At 70.5% G+C, this 23,974-nt stretch carries 17 protein-coding genes, 1 tRNA gene and 1 riboswitch; of the genes, 8 read left to right on the top strand and 10 right to left on the bottom strand.

What is annotated here, in order from left to right:
* Positions 1 to 6: 6 nt before the first annotated feature.
* From N869_RS02550 to N869_RS02540, 3 genes are all read right to left on the bottom strand, one after another.
* Complete coding sequence (locus tag N869_RS02550; RefSeq protein WP_035057396.1) at positions 7 to 2,025, bottom strand: hypothetical protein; 2,019 nt, start codon at positions 2,023 to 2,025, stop codon at positions 7 to 9.
* Positions 2,026 to 2,219: 194 nt separating this feature from the next.
* Positions 2,220 to 3,179, bottom strand: coding sequence for an Fpg/Nei family DNA glycosylase (locus N869_RS02545; RefSeq protein ID WP_035057393.1), 960 nt, complete (start codon positions 3,177 to 3,179; stop codon positions 2,220 to 2,222).
* Between the two features lie 26 nt (positions 3,180 to 3,205).
* Positions 3,206 to 4,528: a cytochrome P450 gene (locus tag N869_RS02540; protein ID WP_035057390.1), complete on the bottom strand. Its 1,323-nt coding sequence runs from the start codon at positions 4,526 to 4,528 to the stop codon at positions 3,206 to 3,208.
* 245 nt (positions 4,529 to 4,773) lie between these two features.
* On the opposite strand from N869_RS02540, the gene N869_RS02535 reads away from it, so the two are divergent.
* Positions 4,774 to 7,185, top strand: a complete 2,412-nt coding sequence (locus N869_RS02535; protein ID WP_052104876.1) for a glycoside hydrolase family 9 protein — start codon at positions 4,774 to 4,776, stop codon at positions 7,183 to 7,185.
* Between the two features lie 144 nt (positions 7,186 to 7,329).
* Here N869_RS02535 and N869_RS02530 read toward each other — a convergent pair whose 3' ends face one another.
* The 5 genes from N869_RS02530 to N869_RS02505 form a co-directional block, all read right to left on the bottom strand.
* Positions 7,330 to 8,547, bottom strand: a complete 1,218-nt coding sequence (locus N869_RS02530) for an RtcB family protein (RefSeq protein WP_035057387.1) — start codon at positions 8,545 to 8,547, stop codon at positions 7,330 to 7,332.
* A gap of 434 nt (positions 8,548 to 8,981) precedes the next feature.
* Positions 8,982 to 10,745: a hypothetical protein gene (locus N869_RS16345; RefSeq protein ID WP_052104875.1), complete on the bottom strand. Its 1,764-nt coding sequence runs from the start codon at positions 10,743 to 10,745 to the stop codon at positions 8,982 to 8,984.
* Positions 10,746 to 10,795: 50 nt separating this feature from the next.
* Positions 10,796 to 12,685 (bottom strand): TolB family protein, encoded by a 1,890-nt coding sequence (locus tag N869_RS02515; protein WP_156968297.1) that lies wholly within the window; start codon positions 12,683 to 12,685, stop codon positions 10,796 to 10,798.
* A 202-nt stretch (positions 12,686 to 12,887) separates the two neighbouring features.
* Positions 12,888 to 13,151 carry a hypothetical protein gene (locus N869_RS02510; protein ID WP_035057375.1) on the bottom strand — a complete coding sequence of 88 codons (264 nt, stop codon included), beginning with the start codon at positions 13,149 to 13,151 and terminating at the stop codon, positions 12,888 to 12,890.
* A 245-nt stretch (positions 13,152 to 13,396) separates the two neighbouring features.
* A tRNA-Ser gene (locus N869_RS02505) sits at positions 13,397 to 13,486 on the bottom strand.
* 103 nt (positions 13,487 to 13,589) lie between these two features.
* Between N869_RS02505 and N869_RS02500 the strand changes: the two genes are divergently transcribed.
* Together N869_RS02500 and N869_RS02495 are read left to right on the top strand one after the other, a co-directional pair.
* Positions 13,590 to 14,312 (top strand): Sir2 family NAD-dependent protein deacetylase, encoded by a 723-nt coding sequence (locus N869_RS02500; RefSeq protein WP_084136352.1) that lies wholly within the window; start codon positions 13,590 to 13,592, stop codon positions 14,310 to 14,312.
* Between the two features lie 65 nt (positions 14,313 to 14,377).
* Positions 14,378 to 14,770: a VOC family protein gene (locus N869_RS02495; RefSeq protein WP_035057372.1), complete on the top strand. Its 393-nt coding sequence runs from the start codon at positions 14,378 to 14,380 to the stop codon at positions 14,768 to 14,770.
* 3 nt (positions 14,771 to 14,773) lie between these two features.
* Here the strand turns inward: N869_RS02495 and N869_RS02490 are convergent, their stop codons facing one another.
* Together N869_RS02490 and tadA are read right to left on the bottom strand one after the other, a co-directional pair.
* Complete coding sequence (locus N869_RS02490; RefSeq protein WP_156968296.1) at positions 14,774 to 15,223, bottom strand: hypothetical protein; 450 nt, start codon at positions 15,221 to 15,223, stop codon at positions 14,774 to 14,776.
* Between the two features lie 104 nt (positions 15,224 to 15,327).
* Complete coding sequence (gene tadA, locus N869_RS02485) at positions 15,328 to 15,792, bottom strand: tRNA adenosine(34) deaminase TadA (protein WP_269545856.1); 465 nt, start codon at positions 15,790 to 15,792, stop codon at positions 15,328 to 15,330.
* Between the two features lie 110 nt (positions 15,793 to 15,902).
* On the opposite strand from tadA, the gene upp reads away from it, so the two are divergent.
* The 5 genes from upp to N869_RS02455 all read left to right on the top strand — a co-directional run.
* Positions 15,903 to 16,538 (top strand): uracil phosphoribosyltransferase, encoded by a 636-nt coding sequence (gene upp, locus N869_RS02480; RefSeq protein ID WP_035057431.1) that lies wholly within the window; start codon positions 15,903 to 15,905, stop codon positions 16,536 to 16,538.
* A 732-nt stretch (positions 16,539 to 17,270) separates the two neighbouring features.
* A riboswitch (cobalamin riboswitch) is annotated at positions 17,271 to 17,478 on the top strand.
* A 113-nt stretch (positions 17,479 to 17,591) separates the two neighbouring features.
* Positions 17,592 to 20,315 carry a ribonucleoside-diphosphate reductase subunit alpha gene (locus N869_RS02470; RefSeq protein ID WP_084136351.1) on the top strand — a complete coding sequence of 908 codons (2,724 nt, stop codon included), beginning with the start codon at positions 17,592 to 17,594 and terminating at the stop codon, positions 20,313 to 20,315.
* Positions 20,316 to 20,388: 73 nt separating this feature from the next.
* On the top strand, positions 20,389 to 21,390 hold the full coding sequence (locus tag N869_RS02465) for a ribonucleotide-diphosphate reductase subunit beta (RefSeq protein WP_035057363.1): 1,002 nt from the start codon (positions 20,389 to 20,391) through the stop codon (positions 21,388 to 21,390).
* Positions 21,391 to 21,667: 277 nt separating this feature from the next.
* Positions 21,668 to 22,990: a PD40 domain-containing protein gene (locus N869_RS02460; RefSeq protein ID WP_198025932.1), complete on the top strand. Its 1,323-nt coding sequence runs from the start codon at positions 21,668 to 21,670 to the stop codon at positions 22,988 to 22,990.
* Positions 22,991 to 22,998: 8 nt separating this feature from the next.
* Positions 22,999 to 23,974: TolB family protein (locus tag N869_RS02455; RefSeq protein WP_198025931.1), on the top strand; the 976-nt coding region annotated here is incomplete at its 3' end.

The following is a 23,974-nucleotide window of genomic DNA, read 5'->3' as shown; positions in this document are numbered from 1 at the left end:
ACCCTCCTAGTTACGCTTGATGACGTCGGCACGGAACCTGGCCTCGTAGATGCTGATCGCAACCAGGGAGATCACGACCTGGATGGTGACGAACGCTGCGGCCGCGGCCACGTCACGGCCGTGAGCGAGGCTCCCGCCTGCAGCCCCGGCGATGCCCACACCCAGCAGCGACAGGGCGGCGGCGCCGGCGAGGTAGGGCCAGTGCCTCCCGGCGAAGGTGTACCCGTGGATCAGCTGCACGAACATGGGCCGTCGACGACGGTCGCAGTAGACCGCCACCATCACCACGGCCGCCAGGGCCAGGACGGCCCAGCCCAGTGCCAGGCTGAACGCATCCATCCGCAGCTGGCGCCGGCTGAACGCCACGGAGTCCGAGACGGCGTCGGACGCGTCGTCGATGCCCTGGAACGAGCCCCGGATGCCGTGCTCCTGGAGGCGGCTGTCGAGGACGTCCGGATCTGTGAACAGGACGTCGTTGCCCGAGGTGTACGACAGGTACAGCAGTGGCGAGATCAGTCCGGAGTCTGCGGACACCACGACCAGGACCGGGTCGTGCACGAACATCGGAGGCTGCATCTGAGCAGGCAGAGGCGCCGTCCCGTTGTACGTGAAGAGGTCCTGACCCGCCTTGGTCCGCACGACAGACCCGACGGGGTCGCACGACGCACGACCACCTTCGGTGTCGTCGGTGCACGCGAAGCCTGAGAAGAAGGACACGTACTGCTGCAGCAACGGCTCGACGTCCCCGTCGTAGGACATGGGGACGAGGAGGCTGAAGTGGTCCTCACCGGTAGGGAGGTCGCGCACGGGCCTGCCGTCGGGGTCCTCGATGGGCTCACGCTCGACGTAGGCGTGGTTCACGATCATCGAGCGCGCGCCCTCGGGCCCGACCTCGGCGTCCGGGTCACCGCTGAACGCGTCCCCCGGGTGCGCCATCAGCACCTGGCCCGCCTGCTCCAGCTCTGCGATCACCGCGCTCAGCCCTGGAGCGTCACGGACGTCATCCTCACGCGTGCCGGACACGGACAGGCGGAGCGCGTACAGGGGGTCGCCCTCGGACCACCGGGAGTACTCGTCCATGGTCGCCGCGACGGACTCGATGCGCGTCATCGCCGCGGACGTCGTCGCCATCACGATGGCCAGGACCGTCACCTGCGCAGTCGCAGCCAGCACTCCCTCCCGCACCGAAGCCCGCTCGCCCTTGAGGATCGTGGGGATGCTGCCCCGGGATGCGGCCCGGACGGCGACCAGCACGACGACGACCGTGAAGAGGTAGAGGCCGAGGACGGTCACGGCGAGCACCGGAAGGAACCCTGACAGCTGGTTGAACCCGTTGTGGGCCCAGAGGAAGGGCACGCCGACCACCGTCAGCACGGCCAGGCCCACGCCGAACAGGACCGTGCAGCTCCACACCTCGGCCCGGACGCTGGCGACCCTCCGGTAGCCGTGAAGCGCGCGGAGCGCATACACCTTGCGGCGGCGACTCACCGAGTACGCGACCGCCAGACCAAGTGCCAGCATCAGCACGACGGACGGGCCGAAGAGGTTGCCCTCCGCTGCGCCGTGGAGCACGACCACGCCCGGCCCGAGCGACGTGCTCGTCGCGAGGACGCCCCCTTGCTCGAGCCTGGTGACGACCTGCTCCACCTGGGCTGCCGGAGCACTTGTGACGTACCTCCCGCGCAGGTCCTGGAACGTGATGTCACCGGCCGGCGCGACGTGTGTGACCATCGCTCGGCTCGAGAAGCTCGGGTAGTCGTACCCGCCGTTCGCCTCGAATCCCTCACGGTCCCCGACGAACGCGAAGAGCGTCCGCTCCTGAGGCAGCCCGTACGAGTCCGGCTGCACCTTGAAGATGTTGACGCCCAGGGATTTCGCCGTCTCGTCGATCACGCCGATCGCATCGTCCTTGGTGGCGGACTCGAGCTCGACCACCGTGAACGACCCTTGGGTCCCGACCGGCTGCACCTCGTCAGCAGTGACGAACACCTGGAAAGCGACGACTGCCGCGAACCCCAACGCCATCCATATCGCCAGCGCAGCGATCCTGTGCACGTCCCACCGATCGTCGACCGAAACCAGAGAACCCGGAGAGACCGCCAGCCGTGCTGATGGCCGGACACCCGCCCGCGTCAACCCTAGCCGCGACTCCGGTCATCCCGAGGGCCCACGCCCTGCGCACGCGGAACCGAGATGCTGGCCCTGCGATGTCCCCGTCGTCAACGCTGGCAGGCCGGGCAGCGGTAGAGCTTGCGGCCGGCCATGGGCTCGACGACGACCGGCGCGGCGCACCTCAGGCATGGCCGGCCCGCACGGCCGTACACCGCGTGCCTCAGGGACGGGTCGGTCAGGGCGCGCACCCGGTCCCCCTCGGCGAGATCGGCCCGGGTGAGCATCACCCCGGTGGTGATCCCGTCCTCCAGGAGCACCGCCCAGTCGTCCCACAGTGTTCCGGCGACCTCGGCGGGGACCGTCCGCCCGGGCGTCCACGGGTCGAGCTCGGCACGGAACAGGAGCTCGGCGCGGTAGATGTTGCCGATGCCGCTGACGACCGACTGGTCCATGAGGAGCTGACCGACCGCCACCCGCCGCGCCCGGACGGCCTCGACGAACCGGCGCCTGGCCGCGGCAGACCCGTCCAGGTGCGGGTCGGGGCCCGCGCGCGCGACCAGCAGGCGCACCTCGTCGGCGGTGAGGAGCTCGCACGCCGAGGGGCCCCGCAGGTCCGCGACGGTCTGCTCGGTCGCGACCCGCACCCGCACCTGGCCCACCGGGTCGGGCGGGAAGGGCCCGTCGTCAGCGAGGGTCGACTCGCCCTCCCCCACGCGCACCGACCGGCGCAACCGGGGTGCGCCCATCGACCCGACAGCCACGTCCCCGGGGGTCAGGGGCGAGAGCCTGCCGTGGAAGTCCCACGCCCCGTACAGCCCCAGGTGCACCCGCAACCACGACGACGCGACCGACCACCGGTCCGGCGCGGGCTGCGCAGCACCCTCGGTGGGACCGAACCCCACGAACAGGTGCTTGCCCACCGCGTGCGCGGCGACGACCGGGCGGCCGTCGAGCACCCGTGCCCCGTCGGCGAACCGACCCTGCGGTGAGGTCACCCGGGCGACCTCACCCACGACGTCGAGCTCGAAGCGCCGGGCGATCCGGTGGACGGTATGACCCTCAGGCACCGGGTCAGGTTAGCCAGTGCGCGCCGTCAGCCCACCACCGGGAACCGCAACGAGAACGGGTCCAGCACGCTGGGCAGGGGGTGCAGACGGTCCTCGTCCTCCAGGCGCAGCTCCGTGCCCGCCAGGATCATCGCGAGGATGGAGCTCGACACGTGCAGCACCAGGTTGCGGCCCGGGCACTCGGCCGGTCCCGCGCTGAACGGGATGAGCGGCCAGTCGCGGGCCTTGGCGGGGTCCAGCCAGACGTCGGGGTCGAACTCGTTCGCGTACGGCAGGTTCTCGTCGTCGCGGTGGAACAGCGGCGCGTAGGTGAGGATCGACGTGGACTCCGGCATGGGCCCGTCCTCCCACAGGGTGCGCTCGGTGGACTCCCGCAGGACCGCCGGCGTCGTGGCCCACAACCGCAACGACTCCAGGATGCACGCCCGCAGGAACGACAGGTCCTGGGGGGTGCTCAGGTCACGCCCGGCGATCTCCTCGCGTGCCCGCGCCATCTGCTCCGGGAATGCGTGCAGCAGCGCCAACGCCCGGAAGCTCGCCCACGCGGCGGCGTCGAACGCGAACATCCACTGGGGTGGCTGCTGCCCCGGTTCGGTCATGTCCGTGGTGGGCGTGCCGGCCATCGACGCCGCCAGGCTCCCCGGCTCGGCCCGGTCCACGTGCTCGGCCAACCGGTCCAGGAACCGGGCACGGGTACGGACCCGACGCGGGTGCAGGAACGCCCAGTTCGCGGTGGCACGCAGCCGCACCAGCAGCTCGGTGAGCTCCTCGTCGTCCTTGGCCCCGTCGCCGAGCACCACCCGGCGCACCATGCGGTCCCACATGGTCGAGTAGTCGTCCCAGACCAGGGCCCCGTCGCGACGCGCCCTGGTCAGAAGCTGGTCGACCTCGTCCTGTACCCGGCCGACCATCACGTCGGCACTGCGGTGCACCGGGCTGGTCGTGTCGAGGACCTCCTCGTTGAACCGGCGCCGGTCGTCACGCTCGGCCCCCGTGGAGATGAGCACCCCGTGCGGCTGGAAGTGCCCCAGGGCGGCACGCTTCTCCGCGCTCGCCGGGGTGAACGGCTCCGGGGTCTGGTCCAGGACCCGCTGCACGTGAGTGGGGTCGAGCAGCACCACCATGCGTCGCGGCAACCGCAACCGCAGCGGGCCGCGCCCGTACCTGCGGCGCATGCGCTGCAGCAGCTCCACGGCCCGACGGTCCGCGTCCAGCTTCTCAGCCTTGGCGACCACCGGCGGGCGGCGGACGATCACCCCGCGCGCCAGGGTCGGCAGCACCACCGTCCCGACGATCTGCACGGTGTCGGTCAAGGACGCGTGCGGGAGCCTGCGCGGGCCGGTGCTCATGACACTCCTCGTCAGCCGGATCGTCTGGTGGGACCACTGTCCGTCACAGGGTCCACGACCGCATCCGCGGACCCGAACGCCCAAGATCAGGACCTTGGTCCGATGCGTCGACCCGGAGCCCAGGTGGCGACCGGGGTGCCGTCGGTCTGGCCGGTGAACCGCGCCTGCCCTAAACGTTTCGAAACGTTGTCCTGACCACACCTGACCGGTCGACGATGTTGATCCGCATCCAATGGAGGAGACGCATGAACGACCTGACCAGACCGGCCCCGCCGCGCCGCCGCTTGGTCGCGTGGGGCGCGGGCGCCGCCGTCGTCGCCGGAGCCCTCGGGACCGCACCGCTCACCGCGGCCCCGGCCGCCGCAGAACCCTCGTACAACTACGGCGAGGCGCTGCAGAAGTCCATGTTCTTCTACGAGGCGCAGCGCTCCGGGCCACTGCCCGAGGACAACCGCGTCAGCTGGCGCGGGGACTCCGCCCTGGACGACGGCTCCGACGTGGGCGTCGACCTCACCGGCGGCTGGTACGACGCCGGGGACCACGTGAAGTTCGGGTTCCCCATGGCGTTCACCGCCACGATGCTCACCTGGGGTGCGCTCGCCTACCCCGACGGCTACGAGCAGTCCGGGCAGATGCCCTACCTCAAGGACAACATCCGGTGGGTCAACGACTACTTCCTCAAGGCCCACACCGCACCCAACGAGCTGTGGGTGCAGGTCGGCGACGGCGACGAGGACCACAAGTGGTGGGGCCCCGCCGAGGTCATGACCATGGACCGCCCCTCGGCGAAGATCGACCCGTCGTGCCCCGGCAGCGACGTCGCCGCCGAGACCGCCGCAGCCATGGCCACCGCGTCGATGCTGTTCGCCGACGACGACCCCGCCTACTCCGCCCGCCTGCTCGAGAGCGCCGTCCAGCTGTACGACTTCGCCGACACCTACCGTGGCGCCTACTCCGACTGCCTGACCCAGGTGTCGCCGTTCTACCGGTCGTGGTCCGGCTACCAGGACGAGCTCGTGTGGGGCGCGTACTGGTTGTACGAGGCGACCGGTGACGAGGCCTACCTCGCCAAGGCGGAGGCCGAGTACCAGTACCTGGGCACCGAGAACCAGACCGACACCCGCTCCTACCGCTGGACGGTCAACTGGGACGACAAGTCCTTCGCGACCTACCCGCTGCTGGCGATGGCGACCGGCAACCAGGAGTACATCGACGACACCAACCGGTGGCTCGACTTCTGGACCAGCGGCTACGACGGCCAGCGTGTGGCCTACTCCCCGGGCGGCATGGCCGTCCTGGACTCCTGGGGTGCCCTGCGGTACGCGGCCAACACCGCGTTCGTGGCCCTGGTGTACTCCGACTGGATCGAGGACGACACCCGGTCGGCCCGGTACCACGACTTCGCCGTCAGCCAGATCGACTACGCCCTGGGTGACAACCCGCGCAGCTCCAGCTACGTCGTCGGGTTCGGCGCCAACCCACCCCAGCACCCCCACCACCGCACCGCGCACGGCTCCTGGCTGGACTCACTGACCCAGCCCGTCGAGACCCGGCACGTGCTGTACGGGGCGCTCGTCGGCGGGCCTCCCTCACCGAACGACTCCTACACCGACGACCGCAGCGACTACGTCGCCAACGAGGTGGCCATCGACTACAACGCCGGGTTCTCCAGCGCACTGGCCGGGTTGGTCTCCCACTACGGCGGCACCCCGCTGGCCGACTTCCCCGTCCCCGAGACCCCGGACGGGCCGGAGATCTTCGTCGAGGCGCAGCTCAACCAGCCGCCGGCGGCGACGTTCACCGAGATCAAGGTGATGATCCGCAACCAGTCCGCGTTCCCGGCCCGGTCCCTGACCGACGGCACCCTGCGGTACTGGTTCCGGCTCGGCGCCGACGAGGACGCCTCGCAGGTGCAGCTCAGCAGCAACTACAGCGAGTGCGGTGCCCAGTCCGGCTCCGCCGTGCCCGCCGGTGGCGACCTGTACTACGTCGAGCTCAGCTGCGTGGGTCAGAACATCCACCCCGGTGGGCAGTCCCAGCACCGTCGTGAGCTGCAGTTCCGGGTCACCGGCGGCGCCGGGTGGGACGCCACGGACGACCCGTCGTTCCAGGGCCTGACCCGCGACGCGCTCACCGTCACCGAGGCGATCACCCTCTACGACGGCGGCGAGCTGATCTGGGGCACCGAGCCGACCGGCGCCGAGCCCGGGCCCACGCCCGACCCCACCCCGGACCCCGAGCCGACGCCCGACCCGGAGCCCACCCCGGACCCGACACCGGACCCCGAGCCCACCCCGGACCCGGAGCCCACACCCGACCCCGAGCCCACCCCGGACCCCGAGCCGACGCCCGACCCGACGCCGGGTGCGTGCACGGCCGAGTTCACGGTCGTGGGGTCCTGGCAGGGCGGGTTCCAGGGTGAGGTCGTCGTGACCGCCGGGTCCTCGGGCCTGTCGGGCTGGTCGACAGCGGTGACGCTGCCGTCCGGGACGTCCGTGGCGAACCTGTGGTCCGGTGTCCTCGGCGGCTCCGGCACCGAGGTCACCGTCGCGAACGCGGCCTGGAACGGTGCGCTCAGCTCCGGGCAGTCCACCACCTTCGGGTTCATCGCCACCGGGACACCGGACGGCATCACCGTCAGCTGCGACGCCGGCTGACCCACCGACCCCGCCGCGCCGGGACGCTCACGCTCCCGGCGCGGCGGGCCCAACGTAGGTCCATGCGAGGCGCTCCCCACGATCGGGGAGCGCCTCGCTCGCATTCCGCACCGAACGCTCCCCACTGACCGCTGGTGGTTCGCGTCAGCCCTTGACGCACATGAGGGTGCGCAGCCGTGCGACGACCTCCACCAGGTCGGTCTGGGCGGCGATGACCTGGTCGAGGTCCTTGTACGCAGCAGGGATCTCGTCCACGACACCGGCGTCCTTGCGGCACTCGACGCCGTCGGTCTGGGCGGCGAGGTCCTCGACGGTGAACGTGCGCCGGGCCTTGTTCCTCGACATGCGCCTGCCGGCACCGTGGGACGCCGACCAGTACGACGCCTCGTTGCCCAGACCCCGCACCACGTACGAGCCCGTCCCCATGGACCCGGGGATGAGGCCCAGCTCGCCGGACCCGGCGCGGATCGCGCCCTTGCGGGTGACGATCAGCTCCTCACCGTCCACGTGCTCGACGGCCACGTAGTTGTGGTGGACGTTCACGGCCTCGTCGAACGTGGGCCGGGCGGCGGTGAAGAACCGCCGCACCTGCTCGACGACCAGGCTCATCATCACCGCACGGGACCGGGCCGCGTACTCCTGCGCCCACCGCAGGTCGTGCAGGTAGGCGTCCATCTGCGGGGTACCGGCCAGCAGCACGGCCAGGTCCCGGTCGGGCAGGTCCAGGTTGTGGTCCAGGCCCTTGGCCTCGGCGACGTGCCGCTCGGCGAGCTCCTTGCCGATGTTCCGCGACCCGGAGTGCAGCTGCAGCCACACGGTGTCCGCGTCGTCGACGCACAGCTCGATGAAGTGGTTGCCACCACCCAGGGTCCCCAGCTGGCGCCGGGCCCGGGCCTCCCTGCCCCGCACCCCGTGGTGCAGGGCGTCGAACCGGGACCAGAACTGGTCCGTGCCGGAGGCGAACCGACCACCCCCGCCGCCCACGGGCCGCAACCGGGTGAGGTCCACCGGCTCGTCGTGCATGCGGAAGCCGACCGGGACGGCGGCCTCGACCGCGGACCGCAACGGCCCCAGGTCGTCCGGCAGGTCGGCGGCGGTCAAGGAGGTGCGCACACCGATCATCCCGCACCCGATGTCGACCCCGACGGCGTTGGGCGAGACGGCGTCCTTCATCGCGATCACCGACCCCACGGTCGCGCCCTTGCCCAGGTGGACGTCCGGCATGACGCGCAACCCGCGCACCCACGGCAGCGCCGCGATGTTGCGCAGCTGCTGCAGCGCGGCGTGCTCGACGTCGTGCTCGTGCGCCCACATCAACGTGGGGGCCTTCGCACCGCTCAGGGGGACGGGGAACGTGCTCATCTCAGCCTCGATCGACAGACGTGGGCAGCACCGAACAGCCCATCAGGGCCGCTGCACCGGGAACGGCAGCATCCTGCCCACGCCGACGCCCCCGCCGCGAGCCATTTCCCCCGGGCGCGTGGCCTGACTTTGGCCGCGCGGGAGGGTCAGTCCTCGAACTCGGTGTGCCCCTGCGGCGTCATGGGGTTCGCACGTTCCGGTCCGGCGTGAATGTGGCGGTCCAGGACGGCGTGGCCACCTCGAGGAGGATGGCACCGCCGCCCGGACCCGCTCCCCACCGACGACGACGAGCCCGGCATCGCCGTCCACAAGGGACTCAGCGGTGAGGTGCGGCCACCGTGCAGGACGGGCAGGAGGTCACCACCTGAAAACGCCCTCACCCGTGCCGGGCCCCGGAACCCGGCACGGGTGGACGCGCGCCTTCAGCGCTGGGCCTAGACGTCAGGACACGGCGGGACGTCTGTCAGGTACCCGAGGCTGTGATGGCGCGCCTGGAGCACCCGGGTGCCCCACCCCAGGACGCCGATGCCGCTCTTCTTGTCGATCACCTCAGGGACCTGGTCGCGTTCGGTGCCGACGAGCCAGTCGACCTGCGCGGCCCACCCGGGACCGCACACGTCGTCGGGAAGCGCACCAGGGTCCAGGTCCCGGAACCAGCTGTGACCGTCACGGATCTCCACCAGGCGCTGCATCCCCGAGTTCCCCCACGAGGGCGCCCGGTCCGGATCGAGGCGCTCGTACACGAACACCGCAGTGATCGGCTCCGGCTCGACGCCCGGAGCCGGCTCCTCGTCGTCGCACGGCGGGATGTCGTACATGGTGTCGAACTCGCGGTGCTCCTCCTCACGCACCGTCACCTCACCGGGGAACGGGTCGTCGACCGTCGGGTCCACGAACACCGCCAGGGTGCGGTCGTCACCACGCAACCGACCCACATGGGCACCCCAGCCCGAGCCGCACAACCCCTCGGGAAGGAACCACCTGACGGGGTCATCGACCGTCAACTCCGTGGCCGAGACCCACACCAGCTGCTGCACCCCGCTGTTCTCCCACGACGCCGCGGCCTCCGGGTCAAGCTTGCGATACAGGTACACGGCCGTGCTGTTCCGGTTGATGGGACGTGGCGGCGGGAGCGGTGCGACGTCAGGGACCGGGCCGGACTCCGGCAACGCCACGGGCGTCGACCGCGGGCGGAACGCCGGCAGGTAGCACGCACGGAGATCCGGGTCCGAGGACCACACGATGCTCCCGGCCAGGTCGGCCAGATGGCACCGGGTGCGGCTCTCCGAGACGCCTCCCCCGGTGTGGACCCGTGCGTCGAAGGCCAGGTACGCGCCGTCCGGCGACCAGGAGATCTGGCGGCTCGCCATCAGGCCCTCCGGCAGGAGCACCTCGTCCCCGCCGTCCGCGGCACGCGCGTGCCCGTACACCGCCGGCTGGTGGGTGCCGTGAACGTTCCGTGGGGGCACCCGCCGGAACGCGATCCGCTCACCGTCGGGTGAGTACTGGGCGTCGGCAGCATCGCGCACGAGCGTCTGCGCGCCGCCGCTGCCGTCCGCCGGCGAGACCTGGATGTGCCGCCAGGTGTCCGACGGGGCCCGGCCGGTGGAGACCGCGGCTGTGTGTGCGATCACGTCACCGTCGGGGTGCCACGTCGGCTTGTACGCCTCGACGTCCGGGTTGTCGGTGATGGTGCGCAGGTGCTCACCGGTCGCTGCCGAGACCACGACGATGTCACCCTCCCACCCCAGGGCCAGCTCCGTGCCGTCGGGCGACCACGCGATCCCGTGGAGCAGGTCCACCCAGTCCGGACCCAGGCCGGGTTCGGTGGGTGGGACGACCCGTTGTGTGGGGCCCAGGTCCCGCCACGTGCAGTCCTCGAGGTCCACCACGACCAGGTGCCGGGTGGTCCCCTCCGTCCCGCCGCGGACGTCCATCGCCAGCTCGGCACCGTCTGCGGAGAACGCCCAGTCGTAACCGAACGCCCCGTTGAACGGTGTCGAGTACGACGGCGTTCCCGGTGGCACCGGGCAGATGCCCGCGAACCCCTCCGGGGAGTAGTAAGCCAGGTCCCCGGGGATCGTGATCGGGGACGCGAACTCAGGGGGTGGCGCCTCGTCCGCCGCCGCAGGGCCCGCACCCCCCACCGCCACCAGCACGATGCCCAGCGCCACCGTCGTCGCCCGTCGCCCCCGCATGACCGCTCCCCCTGCATCGGACCGGCACGCACGGGTGCCGGTGCTGTGACCTAGTTCGTCGTCGGCGCTGCCGGCAGGCACGCCGCCGTCTCGCAGACCCCCCGTCCCGGACGCCGGTCGGGCACCCTCGTACCGACCGGCTCCCGGTCGTGACCCGCACCGGGCGCGACGTCCCCGTCCGGTGCCTCGTCGTCGCACTCCGGGACGTCGGTGACGTACGCCAAGCTGTGGTGACGGGCCTGGACGACCGTCGTGCCCCATCCCATGAGGCCCGTGCCGGTCGAGCGGTCGACCTCGGTGGGCACGTCCTCACGTTCCAGACCGACCACCCAGTCCAGCTGCACCCCCCAGCCCGGCCCGCACACGTCGTCGGGCAGGAGCGCAGGGTCCAGGTCACGGAACCACCCGTGACCCTCACGCAGGTCGACCAGACGCTGAGGGCCGGAGTTGACCCACGACGCGGCAGCGGTGGGGTCCACCTTCGGGTACACGTACACCGCGGTCACCGGCCCTGGACCGGGCACGGGGTCGACCATGGGGCAGGGCGGCAGGTCGACCATGGGGTCGAGCTCGAGGTGCTCCTCCTGCCGCACCACCACCTCGCCGGGGAACGGAGCGTCGACCGTCGGGTCCACGAACATCGCCAGGGTGCGGTCGTCGCCACGCACCCGACCCACGTGGGCACCCCAGCCGGACCCGCACATCCCCTCGGGAACGAACCAGTAGCGCGGGTCCAGCCCGTAGTCCAGCTGAGAGATCCACACCAGCTGCTGCACACCGCTGTTCTCCCACGACGCCGGCGCACCCGGGTCGAGCTTGCGGTACACGTACACCGCTGTGCTGTCCCGGTTGAGTCCCGCGCGCGGCGGCGGGAGCGGTGCGACGACGGGGAGCGGACCGGACGCCGGCAACGCCACCGGCGTCGACCCCGGGCGGAACGCTGGCAGGTAGCAGTCCTCGAGCTCAGGACGTGAGGACCAGACCGCTGCCCCGGCCAGGTCGACGACGTGGCACCGGTTGACGTCCTCGGTGACCCCACCACCCGTGTGCACCTGAGCGTCGAAGGTCAGGTACCGCCCGTCCGGGGACCAGGTGATCGGGGAACCGGCCATCAGCCCCTCGGGCAGGAGGGTCTCGTCCCCACCGTCGGTGGCCCGGGAGTGCCCGTAGACCGCAGGCTGGTACGTGCCGTAGACGTTGCGCGGAGGCACCCGCACGTACGCGATCCGTGCACCGTCCGGTGAGTACCGGGGGTCGGTGGCATCACGCACGAGGGTGCGGGCGCCACCGCTGCCGTCCGCCGGTGACACCTGCACGTGCTGCCAGAAGTCCGAGGGGCCACGCCCCCTGTACACACCGGCGCTGTAGGCGATCACGTCTCCGTCCGGGTGCCACGTCGGGCTGTACTCCTCGACGTCAGGGGTGTCGGTGATCTTGCGCAGGTGCTCGCCGGTGGTGGCCGACACCACGACGACGTCGCCCTCCCACCCCAGGGCCAGCTCGGTGCCGTCGGGCGACCACGCGATCCCGTGGAGCAGCTCCTCCACCTCCGGCTCGCGACGCGGGTCGGTGGAAGGAAGCTCCCGCTCGGTCGGGCCGAGGTCCCTCCAGGTGCAGTCCTCGAGGTCCACCACCACCAGGCGAGAGGTGGGCCCGTCCGTGCCGCCCCGGACGTCCATCGCCAGCTCGGCACCGTCCGGGGAGAAGGCCCAGTCGTACCCGAACATGCCGTTGAACGGCGTCGAGTAGGCCGGTGCACCCGGGGGTACCGGGCAGACGCCCCGGAATCCATCGGCGGAGTAGTACGCCAGCTCACCGGGGACCTCGATCGCCGGTGACCCCTGCAACGGTGGCAGCTGCTCGGCCGCCGCTGGTCCTGCACCTCCTGCCGTGACCAGGACCAGCCCCAGCGCAGCAGTCGTCGTCCGTCGAGCCCTCATGTGTCCCCCTGCTTACGACCGGTGACGGCGCCTGTCGCTCACATGGCACCCGTCGGTCGGCAGCATCGCGCTCCCACCGATGCCATGACCCCGGTGGGACCAACGGTCCCTCACGGTTTTCATGACCACAATGACCGAGACGAACGTCACACTTTCCGCTCCACCGCAGTCGCAGCCCTCGCCTGCCCGCCGGACCCGCCCGTCAGGGCTCCGGGCTGGTGCGCGCTGCCTCCACGTGCCGGACGACGAACGAGGCGGCGACCAGCCCCGCGCCGATGAGCGCGAACGGCTGCAGGATCGTCCCGACGAACGCGGTCACGGTGGACAGGACGCGCATCGTGGCCCACCCGGTACCGGTCAGCGCCCCGCTGAGCAGGACGCTCAGCAGGACGTTCAGCAACGGTGGGACGAACGCGAACGCGATCCCCACCCAGAACAGCCGCCGTGACGAGAGGAGTGGTGGCACGCGAGGCCCTTCCTGGTCGTGCCCGCGAGGCGCGGACGGGTTCTCGCCACGTTAGCGCCTCGCCCCTCTGCCGACGGGACACGCCACAGCACGGCGCACAGGTGCCGACGCCGCCCTGAGCGCCCGCCCGAGCATGAACGGAGGGCGGTCCCGGGACTGGTCCGCGGCCGCTCTTCGTCGCCTCGGCAGACCCGGGAGCGACGAAGGGCCCCAGCCGCACGAGTGTGCGGGTGGGGCCCTTCGGTTGGCGGTAGCGGTGGGATTTGAACCCACGGTGGACTTTCACCCACACACGCTTTCGAGGCGTGCTCCTTAGGCCGCTCGGACACGCTACCTCGGCGACCAAGGGTACCCGCTAGGCCCGCTGGTAGCCGAATCGTGGCGTCGTCGCAGGTCAGGCACCACGCGCTCGTCTGGTCGGTGACGTAGCGTGGTGGGGTGCGCGAAGACCTGCTCGCGCCACCACGGGACGTCGACGCCGCGGTGGCGATTCTCCGTGGGCAGCGGGTCGCTGTGCTGACGGGGGCGGGGATCTCGACCGACTCGGGGATCCCGGACTACCGGGGTCCTGGATCGCCCCCGCGGTCCCCCATGACGTTCCAGCAGTTCGTGGGTGATGCCGCCTACCGGCGCACCTACTGGGCACGGAACCACGTGGGGTGGCGGCACGTGCACCGCACCCGTCCCAACGACGGGCACCTGGCCCTGGCTCGCATGGAGGCCGCCGGTGCGGTGGTGGGCGTCCTCACCCAGAACGTGGACCGGTTGCACCAGGCCGCGGGCAGCCGGGCCGTGATCGACCTGCACGGCACCTACGCCAGGGTGCTGTGCCTGGGGTGCGGGATGGTCATCAGCCGGGACGAGCTGGCGGTGCGGCTGGAAGCCCTCAACCCGGGGTTCGTGGAGGCCGTCGTCGCCGACGTGGAGATCGCACCGGACGCCGACGCCGTCATCGCCTCGACCGAGGGGTTCACGGTCGCGGACTGCGAGGCGTGCGGGGGCCTTCTCAAGCCCGACATCGTGTACTTCGGTGAGAACGTCCCGCCAGCCAGGGTGGCCCGGGCGATGGCCCTGGTCGACGGCGCCGATGCGCTGCTGGACGCGGGCACCTCGCCCACCCTGACCGCCCTGGCCGAGGCCCTGGGCGACACGCACCGATGAGTTCCGGGGCGTTGGGCGGTCGGTACCGGTGAGTCCCCGCACGGGGGGCACCTGGGAGGAGAACCATGAACCGCATGATCTTCGTCAACCTGCCGGTCACCGACCTCGAGGCCTCGCGCCGCTTCTACACCGGGCTCGGGTTCACGGTGAACGAGGACTTCTGCGACGAGAAGGTCGCGTGCATCGTCATCTCAGAGACGATCTTCGTGATGCTGCTGCACCGGGACCGCTTCGCGGACTTCACCACCCGTGAGATCGCCGACGCCCGCACCAGCACCCAGGTGATCAACGCGTTGGCCGCACGGGACCGCGACGAGGTCGACCAGTTCGTCGAGCGCGCCGTCTCCCACGGCGGCACCCTGCAGGGTCCCGTCGAGGAGGGAGCCATGTACGGGTTCACGGTCGCCGACCCCGACGGGCACCTGTGGGAGGTCTTCTACATGGACGCACCCGGCTGACGGTCAGTCGGCCCGGTAGACCCCGAGCTCGACGGAGAGCCCGGACCCGCCGGCGAGGTTGCCCTGCGCGTCGTCGATCTCGTCGACCGGGGGCACCTCGTCCCGGTCGACGACGACGAGCGCCCGGTACGGGTTGTAGTCGTCGGTGCAGCCGTCCCCACCCTGGAGGTCCTCGGTGACCTCGACCTGAACCACACCGTCGGAGGTCGTCACCGAGACGGGCCACTGGGGGCAGCTCCCCGACTGCCCCGCGGAGTACAGGGCGAGGACCTGCGTCTGGAGGTCCACGTCCCCGAGGTCTCCGTAGACGCCCGGCTCGAGGGGGTTGCCCTCCCGTACGGGCAGGGCGGGGTCGACGTTCCCGTCCCACATCTGCCGCGCGGCCTGCTCGTCGTAGGCGACCTCCAGCCGGGCGAAGGCCTCCTGAGGGGTGTCGGGATGCCAGTCGTCCACCTTCGCGAGCACCTGAGAAGACCCGCCCGGGCCCGTGCACCCGGCCACGAGCAACAGCGTGACAGCGCAGACGACGACTCGTCCTCGCATGGCGACCCCCTCGGTCAGCCGTCCTGGCGGTGGGCGGCGAAGAAGTCGCGCAGCAGTGCGGCGCACTCGTCCGCCAGCACCCCACCGTAGACCTCGACCTGGTGGTTCAGGCGGCGATCGCGCGCCAGGTCGTGCACCGACCCCGTCGCCCCGGCCTTCGGGTCCCACGCCCCCAGCACCAGGCGCGGGACACGGGCCAGGACGAGCGCGCCTGCGCACATGGCGCACGGCTCGAGGGTCACGACCAGGGTGCAGTCGTCCAACCGCCACCGGCCCAGGTGCTGCGCCGCGGTGCGCAGGGCCAGCACCTCGGCGTGGGCGGTCGGGTCACCGGTGGCCTCACGGGCGTTGTGGCCCCGGCCCACGACCCGGCCGTCCGGGTCCACGACGAGCGCGCCGACGGGCACGTCCCCGGTCACCAGCGCCAGGCGCGCCTCGTCGAGCGCGCCACGCATGTGGTCCTCGTCCCGCTGCCTCACCCACACCTCCGTGAACACCGCCCCGCACCGGCCCGCCCCTGCCACCGGACGGTAGCCGAAGGCCGGTGCGGCACGGGATGCGGTGCAGGGTGCGGCGGTACGGTGAGGCCATGCGCCTGCACGTCGCCGACCACCCCCTGATCGCCCACAAGCTCACGCTCCTGCGCGATGCCCGGACCCCCTCCCCCACCTTCCGGCACCTGGCCGAGGAGCTCGTCACGCTTCTGGCCTACGAGGCCACACGCGACGTGCGCACCGCGGACGTCGAGGTGACCACACCGGTGGCCACGACCATCGGGACGGCGATCGCCGACCCCCGGCCCCTGGTCGTCCCGATCCTGCGCGCGGGCCTGGGCATGCTCGAGGGGATGACCCGGCTGCTGCCGACGGCGGAGGTCGGGTTCCTGGGGTTGCAGCGCGACGAGGAGACCCTCCAGGCCATCACCTACGCCAACCGCCTGCCCGAGGACCTCTCCGGGCGCCAGTGCTTCGTCCTGGACCCCATGCTCGCCACCGGGGGCACGCTCGTGGCGAGCATCGACTACCTGTTCGAGCGGGGTGCACGGGACGTGACGTGCATCTGCCTGCTCGCCGCACCCGAGGGCGTACGGGTGGTCGAGGAGCACGTCGGTGACCGCGCCGACGTGACCGTGGTGGTCGCCGCCGTCGACGAGCGCCTCAACGAGAAGGCGTACATCGTCCCCGGCCTGGGCGATGCCGGGGACCGGCTCTACGGGCTGGTCTGACCCGAGGACCGCACGCTTGACGGTTCTGGGCACAAAGCCCGATTGCGTCACATTGTGACAAACAATTATGACTCCGTTCACCGTTCGTGCCCAACGCGTGGACGTTGAAACCTCAACAGTTCGCGCCCGAATGTCCGCTATGTCCAGCCTGTCCACCTCCGAACAGGTGAGACTCGTTCACATCGTGAGACGTTCCCGGAATCCCTTTGTCGCCGGGCGCCCCAGGCCCCAGACTCAACCTGTGACAAACGAGCGGGCTCTTGTGACAGACGGGTGGCTGTCCGTCGCACGGGTTCGCTCCGGTCACCGTGACGGTATTCGTGTGCGACGGCTGTGCGTGGAGCTGGGGGGCTACCTGCCTGCCGTCACCGTCCGGGGTGCGGGTCGGTCCGCCGGCTGCGCACCCGAGAACGTCCTCGTCGGCTCGGGGGATGCTGACTGAGGACTCTGCACTGCCGGGTCGCGTGACCAGGGGGCTCCGCGACCCGGCAGTGCGCCCCTCACGCCCGTGCAGGGCGTGAGCCGGTCGTCGAGCAGCGCTCCGACCCGCACCCACCGTGAACCCGACCCGACCCCGACGCGCCCAGGCGGCCGTCGGGGTTCTGCGTACCCGCAGGTCACGCCCGTCCGCCCGGCGACCTACCAGGGGCAGAGCATGTGATCACCCCCACATCTTGAGATGGGTGGCGCCAACACCCCCTACATCTTGTGTGATCTGACAAGTTGTGGGTTACGCTCGCACAGCCGAACGGTTCACCCGGGCGCCATCCGGGTGAGGCAAGAGGGAACCCGGTGGAACTCCGGGACTGCCCCGCAGCGGTAAGTGGGAACGACCGCCGTCATGACGCACTGGGAGACCGGGAAGCGACGGCCAGTAGGACGGACCGGGCCTGGTCCACCGCCCACGAGTCCGAAGACCTGCCGTCGGTACGTGCACCGCCGGTGCACGTTCGGTTCGGGGCCTCTCGGGCGGGCTCGGCGAACACGCGCCGTCGTGCGCAGCGTCGTCGTCCCAGGGCACCGCACCACCGGCTCGACTGGGAGAGCACGACCATGACCCTCACCGACCTCCGCACCAACCCCGACGGATCACCGTCCGGGGACGCGACCTCCCACCACACACCCCGCATCCACGTCACCAAGCGCGACGGGACGCAGGAGCCCTACAACGCCGACATGATCAACAAGGCGATCGAGCGCGCGGCCGCCGGCCTGACCGATCACATCGCCAAGGCCATGCAGGTCGCCAGCGAGCTCGCCATCACCCTGTTCGACGGCATCACCACCGAGCAGCTCGACGAGGCCGCCATCGGCGTCGCCGTCCAGAACGTCAAGGACGACCCGGACTACGACGTCATCGCCGCCCGCCTGCTGCGCAAGGTCATCTACAAGCGTGTGCTCGGCGACTACGAGACCGACCTCGAGCTCGCCCTGCTCCACCAGGCCCGGTTCCCCGGATACGTCCGTGAGGCCGTCGAGCAGGGTCTGCTCGACGAGCGCCTGGTCACCCACTTCGACCTCGACGCCGTCGCCGCCGCGCTGAACCACCACCACGACGAGAACCTGCACTACATCGGGACCGTCACCATGCGGAACCGGTACATGATCAACGACCGGCACGGCAAGGCCCTGGAGGTCCCCCAGTACTTCTGGATGCGCGTGGCCATGGGCCTGTCCCTCAACGAGGCCGACCCCACCGCCGCCGCGATCGGGTTCTACGACAAGATCGCCCGCCTGGACTACCTGCCCGCCGGGTCCACCCTCGTCAACGCAGGGACGTCCTACCCCCAGCTCTCCAACTGCTTCGTCATGCAGATGGAGGACGACATCGAGCACATCGCCAAGTCGGTGCGCGACGTCATGTGGCTCACCAAGGGCACCGGCGGCATCGGCCTGTCCGTCACCAAGCTGCGGTCCGAGGGCTCGCCCATCCGGTCGAACAACACCACCTCCACCGGGCCCATCCCGTTCATGCACACGATCGACTCCACGCTGCGCGCGGTGTCCCGCGGGGGCAAGAAGTTCGGGGCCCTGTGCTTCTACATGGAGAACTGGCACCTGGACTTCCCCCAGTTCCTGGACCTGCGCCAGAACTCCGGCGACCCCTACCGACGCACCCGCACCGCCAACACCGCCGTGTGGATCAGCGACGAGTTCATGAAGCGCGTCGCCGCCGACGACGACTGGTACCTGTTCGACCCCGCCGAGACCCCCGACCTGGTCGAGCTGACCGGCGCGGAGTTCTCGGCCCGGTACGCCCACTACGTCGCAGAGGCCAAGGCAGGGCGCCTGAGCCGGCACCGCCGCATCAAGGCCCGCGAGCAGTGGACCTCCATCCTCATCACCCTGCAGACCACGTCCCACCCGTGGCTCACGTGGAAGGACACCATCAACTCCCGGGCGCTGAACGACAACACCGGGACCATCCACCTGTCGAACCTGTGCACCGAGATCTGCCTGCCGCAGGACCGCGACAACATCGCCGTCTGCAACCTCGCGTCCATCAACCTCGCCGCGCACCTGACCGACGGCGACCTGGACTGGGACCGACTGCGTGACAGCGCCCGCACCGCCGTCCGCCAGCTCGACAACCTGGTCGACATCACCCTCAGCTCGGTCGACGAGTCCGACCACGCCAACCGCTCCAACCGGGCGATCGGTCTGGGCGTCATGGGGTTCACCGACCTGACCGAGCGCCTCGGGTACGCGTACGAGTCCGAAGAGTCCTACGAGCTGATCGACCGCGTCATGGAGTTCGTCAGCTACCACGCGATCGACGCCAGCGCCGACCTGGCCCGCGAGCGCGGCGCCTACGCGAACTTCGAGGGCTCGGGCTGGTCCAAGGGCATGGTCCCGATCGACACCCTGGACCGCCTCGAGGCCGACCGCGGCGTGCCGGTGAAGGTCGACCGCACCACCCGCCTCGACTGGGACACCCTGCGCACCAAGGTCAAGGGCGGCATCCGCAACGCCACCCTCATGGCCATCGCACCGACGGCGTCCATCGGCCTGGTCGCCGGCACCACCCCCGGCCTGGACCCGCAGTTCTCGCAGATCTTCAGCCGGGCCACGTCCTCGGGCAAGTTCCTGGAGGTCAACCGCAACCTGGTGCGCGACCTGCAGGCCGCCGGCCTGTGGGACGACGTCCGTGAGGACCTGCTGGCCGCGCAGGGCGACCTGGAGCAGGTCGAGGGAATCCCGGAGCGGATCCGCGACGTGTACCGGACCTCGTTCCAGCTCTCGCCGTACGCGTTCATCGAGGTCGCGGCCCGCGCCCAGAAGTGGATCGACCAGGCGATCAGCCGGAACATCTACCTCGCCTCGCGGGACGTCGGTGAGATGGCGTCCCTGTACTCCGCGGCGTGGGAGCGGGGTGTGAAGACGACGTACTACCTGCACGTGAAGCCCCGGCACACCGCCGAGCAGTCGACCGTGCGGGTCAACAAGGCCGAGAAGCGGCCCGGGACGTCTACCCCCGAGGCCACCTCCGGGAGCAGCGCACCGGCGCAGCGTCGAGGCTTCGGGTTCGGCAAGGCCACCGGGGGCGCGACGGCCAAGGCCCCGGAGCCGGCAGCGGACCCAGCCCCCGTTCCCGCGCCCACCCCGAAAGCTGCGCCTGCGCCTGCGCCTGCGCCGAGCGTCGCGTCGGACCAGCAGCTGGAGGCTGCGGTCGAGCGGGTGCTGGAGGTCACGGACGTGTCCGACACCGACGTGGTCGACGGCGTCGCGTGCCCCGTCGACCCGATGGAACGCCTGCAGTGCGAGTCCTGCCAGTGATCCCTGCCCGAGCCTGACCCACCCACCGCGCCGGCCCGACCACGACGACGGGCCATGTGAACAAGGAGTCGTCATGACCGCACCCCAGATGCTCGGCACCGGGATCTCCGAGGGCCTGCTCCTCAAGCCCGTGCGCTACCAGTGGGCCATGGACCTGTACGAGCAGGCCGTGGCGAACACGTGGTTCCCCAACGAGATCCAGCTCGGTGAGGACCTCGCGGACTTCCAGAAGATGACTGACGAGGAGAAGCACGCCGTCACGTTCCTCATGAGCTACTTCAACCCCAACGAGCTGCTGGTCAACAAGGCGCTCGCGTTCGGGGTGTACCCCTACATCAATGCACCCGAGGCGCACCTGTACCTCGCGAAGCAGATGTGGGAGGAGGCCAACCACTGCATGTCGTTCGAGTACGTCCTGGAGACGTTCCCGATCGACCGCGCCGAGGCGTACGAGTCCCACGTGACCGTCCCCTCGATGGCCGCGAAGGAGGAGTTCGAGGTCCGCTACATCAAGCGGATGACCGAGCAGACCCTCGACATCACCACCACCGCCGGCAAGCAGGACTTCGTGCGGAACCTGGTGGCGTACAACGTCATCCTCGAGGGCATCTGGTTCTACAGCGGGTTCATGGTCGCGTTGAGCTTCCGTCAGCGGAACCTGCTGCGGAACTTCGGGTCCCTCATGGACTGGATCATCCGTGACGAGTCGCTGCACCTGAAGTTCGGGATCAACCTCATCCTCACCGTCCTGGAGGAGAACGAGGACCTGCAGACCCCGGAGTTCGCCGAGGAGATCCGCCAGATGATCCTGGACGCTGTCGACATGGAGGAGCAGTACAACCGGGACCTGCTGCCCACCGGCATCCTCGGCCTGAACGCCGACTACGTGAACCAGTACGTCAAGTACCTGGCCGACCGCCGCCTGGAGGAGCTCGGGTTCGACCCGCACTACAAGGTGTCGAACCCCGCCAAGTGGATGGCCGCAGCGAACGACACCCTGCAGCTGGTGAACTTCTTCGAGGCCACCAACACCAGCTACGAGGTCAACGCGGCCGCCTCCACCGCCCGCGCCTGACCCTCGACGGGACGTCCGGCGGATGTCACGAACACGTGAACTCTGCCGGACGTCCCGCCCCAGACCCGCACAACCCCACCCCCGCGTCCGCGATCCGATCCCCTGAGGGGGTAGGCGGGCCCGCGGTCGGTTGTTACGTTCGCCGGACGGGAGCCCAGCGCTCCCCAGCGCCGTCCGGCAGGGGGCCACGGCGCGATACCGCCGGGGGGCAACCATGACCGGACAACGTCGTCTCACGATTCCCAGCCCTCGCCGCCGTAGGCGGCTCCGACCGCTCATGACCGCCACACGGACTCCCGCGTCAGGCACGACGCGACGCCGGTGGAGCACGATCGGGCGGCGTGGTGCCGTCCCGTTGCTCGCCCTGACCCTGGCGGTCACACCCCTCACCCCAGCAGGCGCTCAGAGCGAGGCCACCGAGGCCACCTCGGCCGGGGATGACGTCCCTACCCGAATCCCCACCGGGGTGCTCGATGAGTTCGTGTACGCGTTCGGGAACGGGTTCCACGGACCGTGCCTGAGACATCCCTACAATCCTGTCACCGAGCTGAGCCTCCTCCCGCGCTACCAAGCGCAGGAGTTCGCGTGGTCGCAGGACGGAAGCATGCTCGCGATCGAAGCGGAGTCGATGCTCGGGGCGGAGCTGGGGTCGGTCCGGTACGGCCTTGGGGTCGTCAGGCTGTCCGACTGCACGTGGCACGACCTGGGGAACCCGCGCCTCGCGGGGATGTCCTGGTCCCCGGACGGGACGGAGATCGCCACCGGCAACCGCGTGATCTCCGCGACCGACGGGACGCACATCCGGGACCTGGGCTACACCGGGAGGGACCCGGCCTGGCACCCCGACGGGGACCGCATCGCCTACCGAGGGAGCGGCGGCATCTACGTGGTCGCAGCCGACGGGAGCACCCCACCACCAGGAGACCTCCTCATCCCCTGGGCCGGGATGCCCGCCTGGTCCCCCGACGGCACACGCATCGCCTACCTGACCGGGGGCCGCGTGGCCCACTCCGCCGCCGACGGCACCGACCAGGCCCTGCTCCCGGACGACTTCGACTACCCCTCACGGGTGACCTGGTCACCTGAGGGCGAGCGCCTCGCCGTCACGGCCGAAGCCTTCACGTACCGCGAGTACGACGAGGTGTTCCACGGTTCGTGCATCGCCATGACCCTCGACGGGCAGGTCGACAACCTCATCCTTGAGTCCGAGTGCCGCGACGTGGCGTGGCGACCCGCACGCGAACCCGACCCGACACCCGAGATGACGTTGGTCTACCTGTACCGCAAGGTCGACCCCGACGCCCCACCCTCCTGGCACAACAGCGGCCACCAGACCTTGCTGCACGTGGAGTTCGGCCACACCTGGCCCCGTGACCTGGACCCCCAGCTGCTCGAGTCCCACATCTGCGGACCCGGGTGGGCCGTCCAGATGGACCAGGTCGTCAGGCTCGTCCGCCACCGCGTCCCCCTGAGCATCCCCTTCTACTACATGGACTCCTCCGACGGCACATGGCGCAGGGGCGGTCTCGGTTGGGGCACCGTCGTGCAAGCCGCCCGCCACCACAGCCTCGAGTACGTCACCGACGTCCCCGACTGCTAGGAGTGATCATGACCAGCAACCGGATCGCAGAACCGGGAGCCACGCCACGGAGGTGGGGCACGCTCGGGCGGCGAGGTGCCGTCCCCCTCCTGGCACTGGCCCTCGCAGCCACCCCCGTCATGCCGGCCGGGGCTCAGAGCGAGGTCACCAGCACCGCCTCGACCCAGGACGACGTGCGCACGATCATCCCGACCGGGGTGCGCGACGAGTTCGCGGAGGGCCACGCGCGTGGGTACAACGCGCCGTGCATGGGAGAGCTTCAGATGCTCCACAACGTGCGCTTCACCGCGCCAAAGTGGTCATCGCACCGAGAGCTCGCCTGGTCGCAGGACGGGAGCATGCTGGCGCTCACACCGGAGGATGACCAGGGCGGCACGTCCAGCCTGATCATCGTCGCGCTGGCCGACTGCAGTTGGCGTGACCTGGGGACCCCGGACCTGGCCGGGCTGTCCTGGTCACCGGACGGGACGGAGATCGCCACGGGCAACCGTGTGATCTCCGCGACGGATGGGACGCACATCCGGGACCTGGGCTACACCGGCCGGGACCCGGCCTGGCACCCCGACGGCGACCGCATCGCCTACCGCGGTCCCGAGGGGATCCACGTGGTCGCGGCCGACGGGAGCACCCCACCACCAGGAGACCTCCTCATCCCCTGGGGTTCGAACCCAGCCTGGTCCCCGGACGGCACACGCATCGCATACAGCATCGGGGGGCGCGCCGCTCACGCGGCCGCCGACGGCACCGACCAGGTCGTGTTCGACGACACCCTCTGGCTCCCGGACCGCGTCACCTGGTCGCCTGAGGGCGAACGCCTCCTCGTCAGGGCAGAGGTGTTCAACTTCCGCGAGTACGACAAGGTGTTCTACGACGCGTGCGTGACCCTCACCCTCGACGGGCAGGTAGACCCCACGAAGGTCTCGGAGTCCGAGTGCCGGGACGCGGCGTGGCGGCCCGCACACGAACCCGACCCGACACCCGAGA

This window comes from Cellulomonas bogoriensis 69B4 = DSM 16987 (assembly GCF_000767165.1).
Classification (GTDB): domain Bacteria; phylum Actinomycetota; class Actinomycetes; order Actinomycetales; family Cellulomonadaceae; genus Actinotalea; species Actinotalea bogoriensis.
The sequence above is the reverse complement of the archived record's forward strand: the minus strand, read 5'-3'. Positions and strand labels throughout refer to the sequence as shown.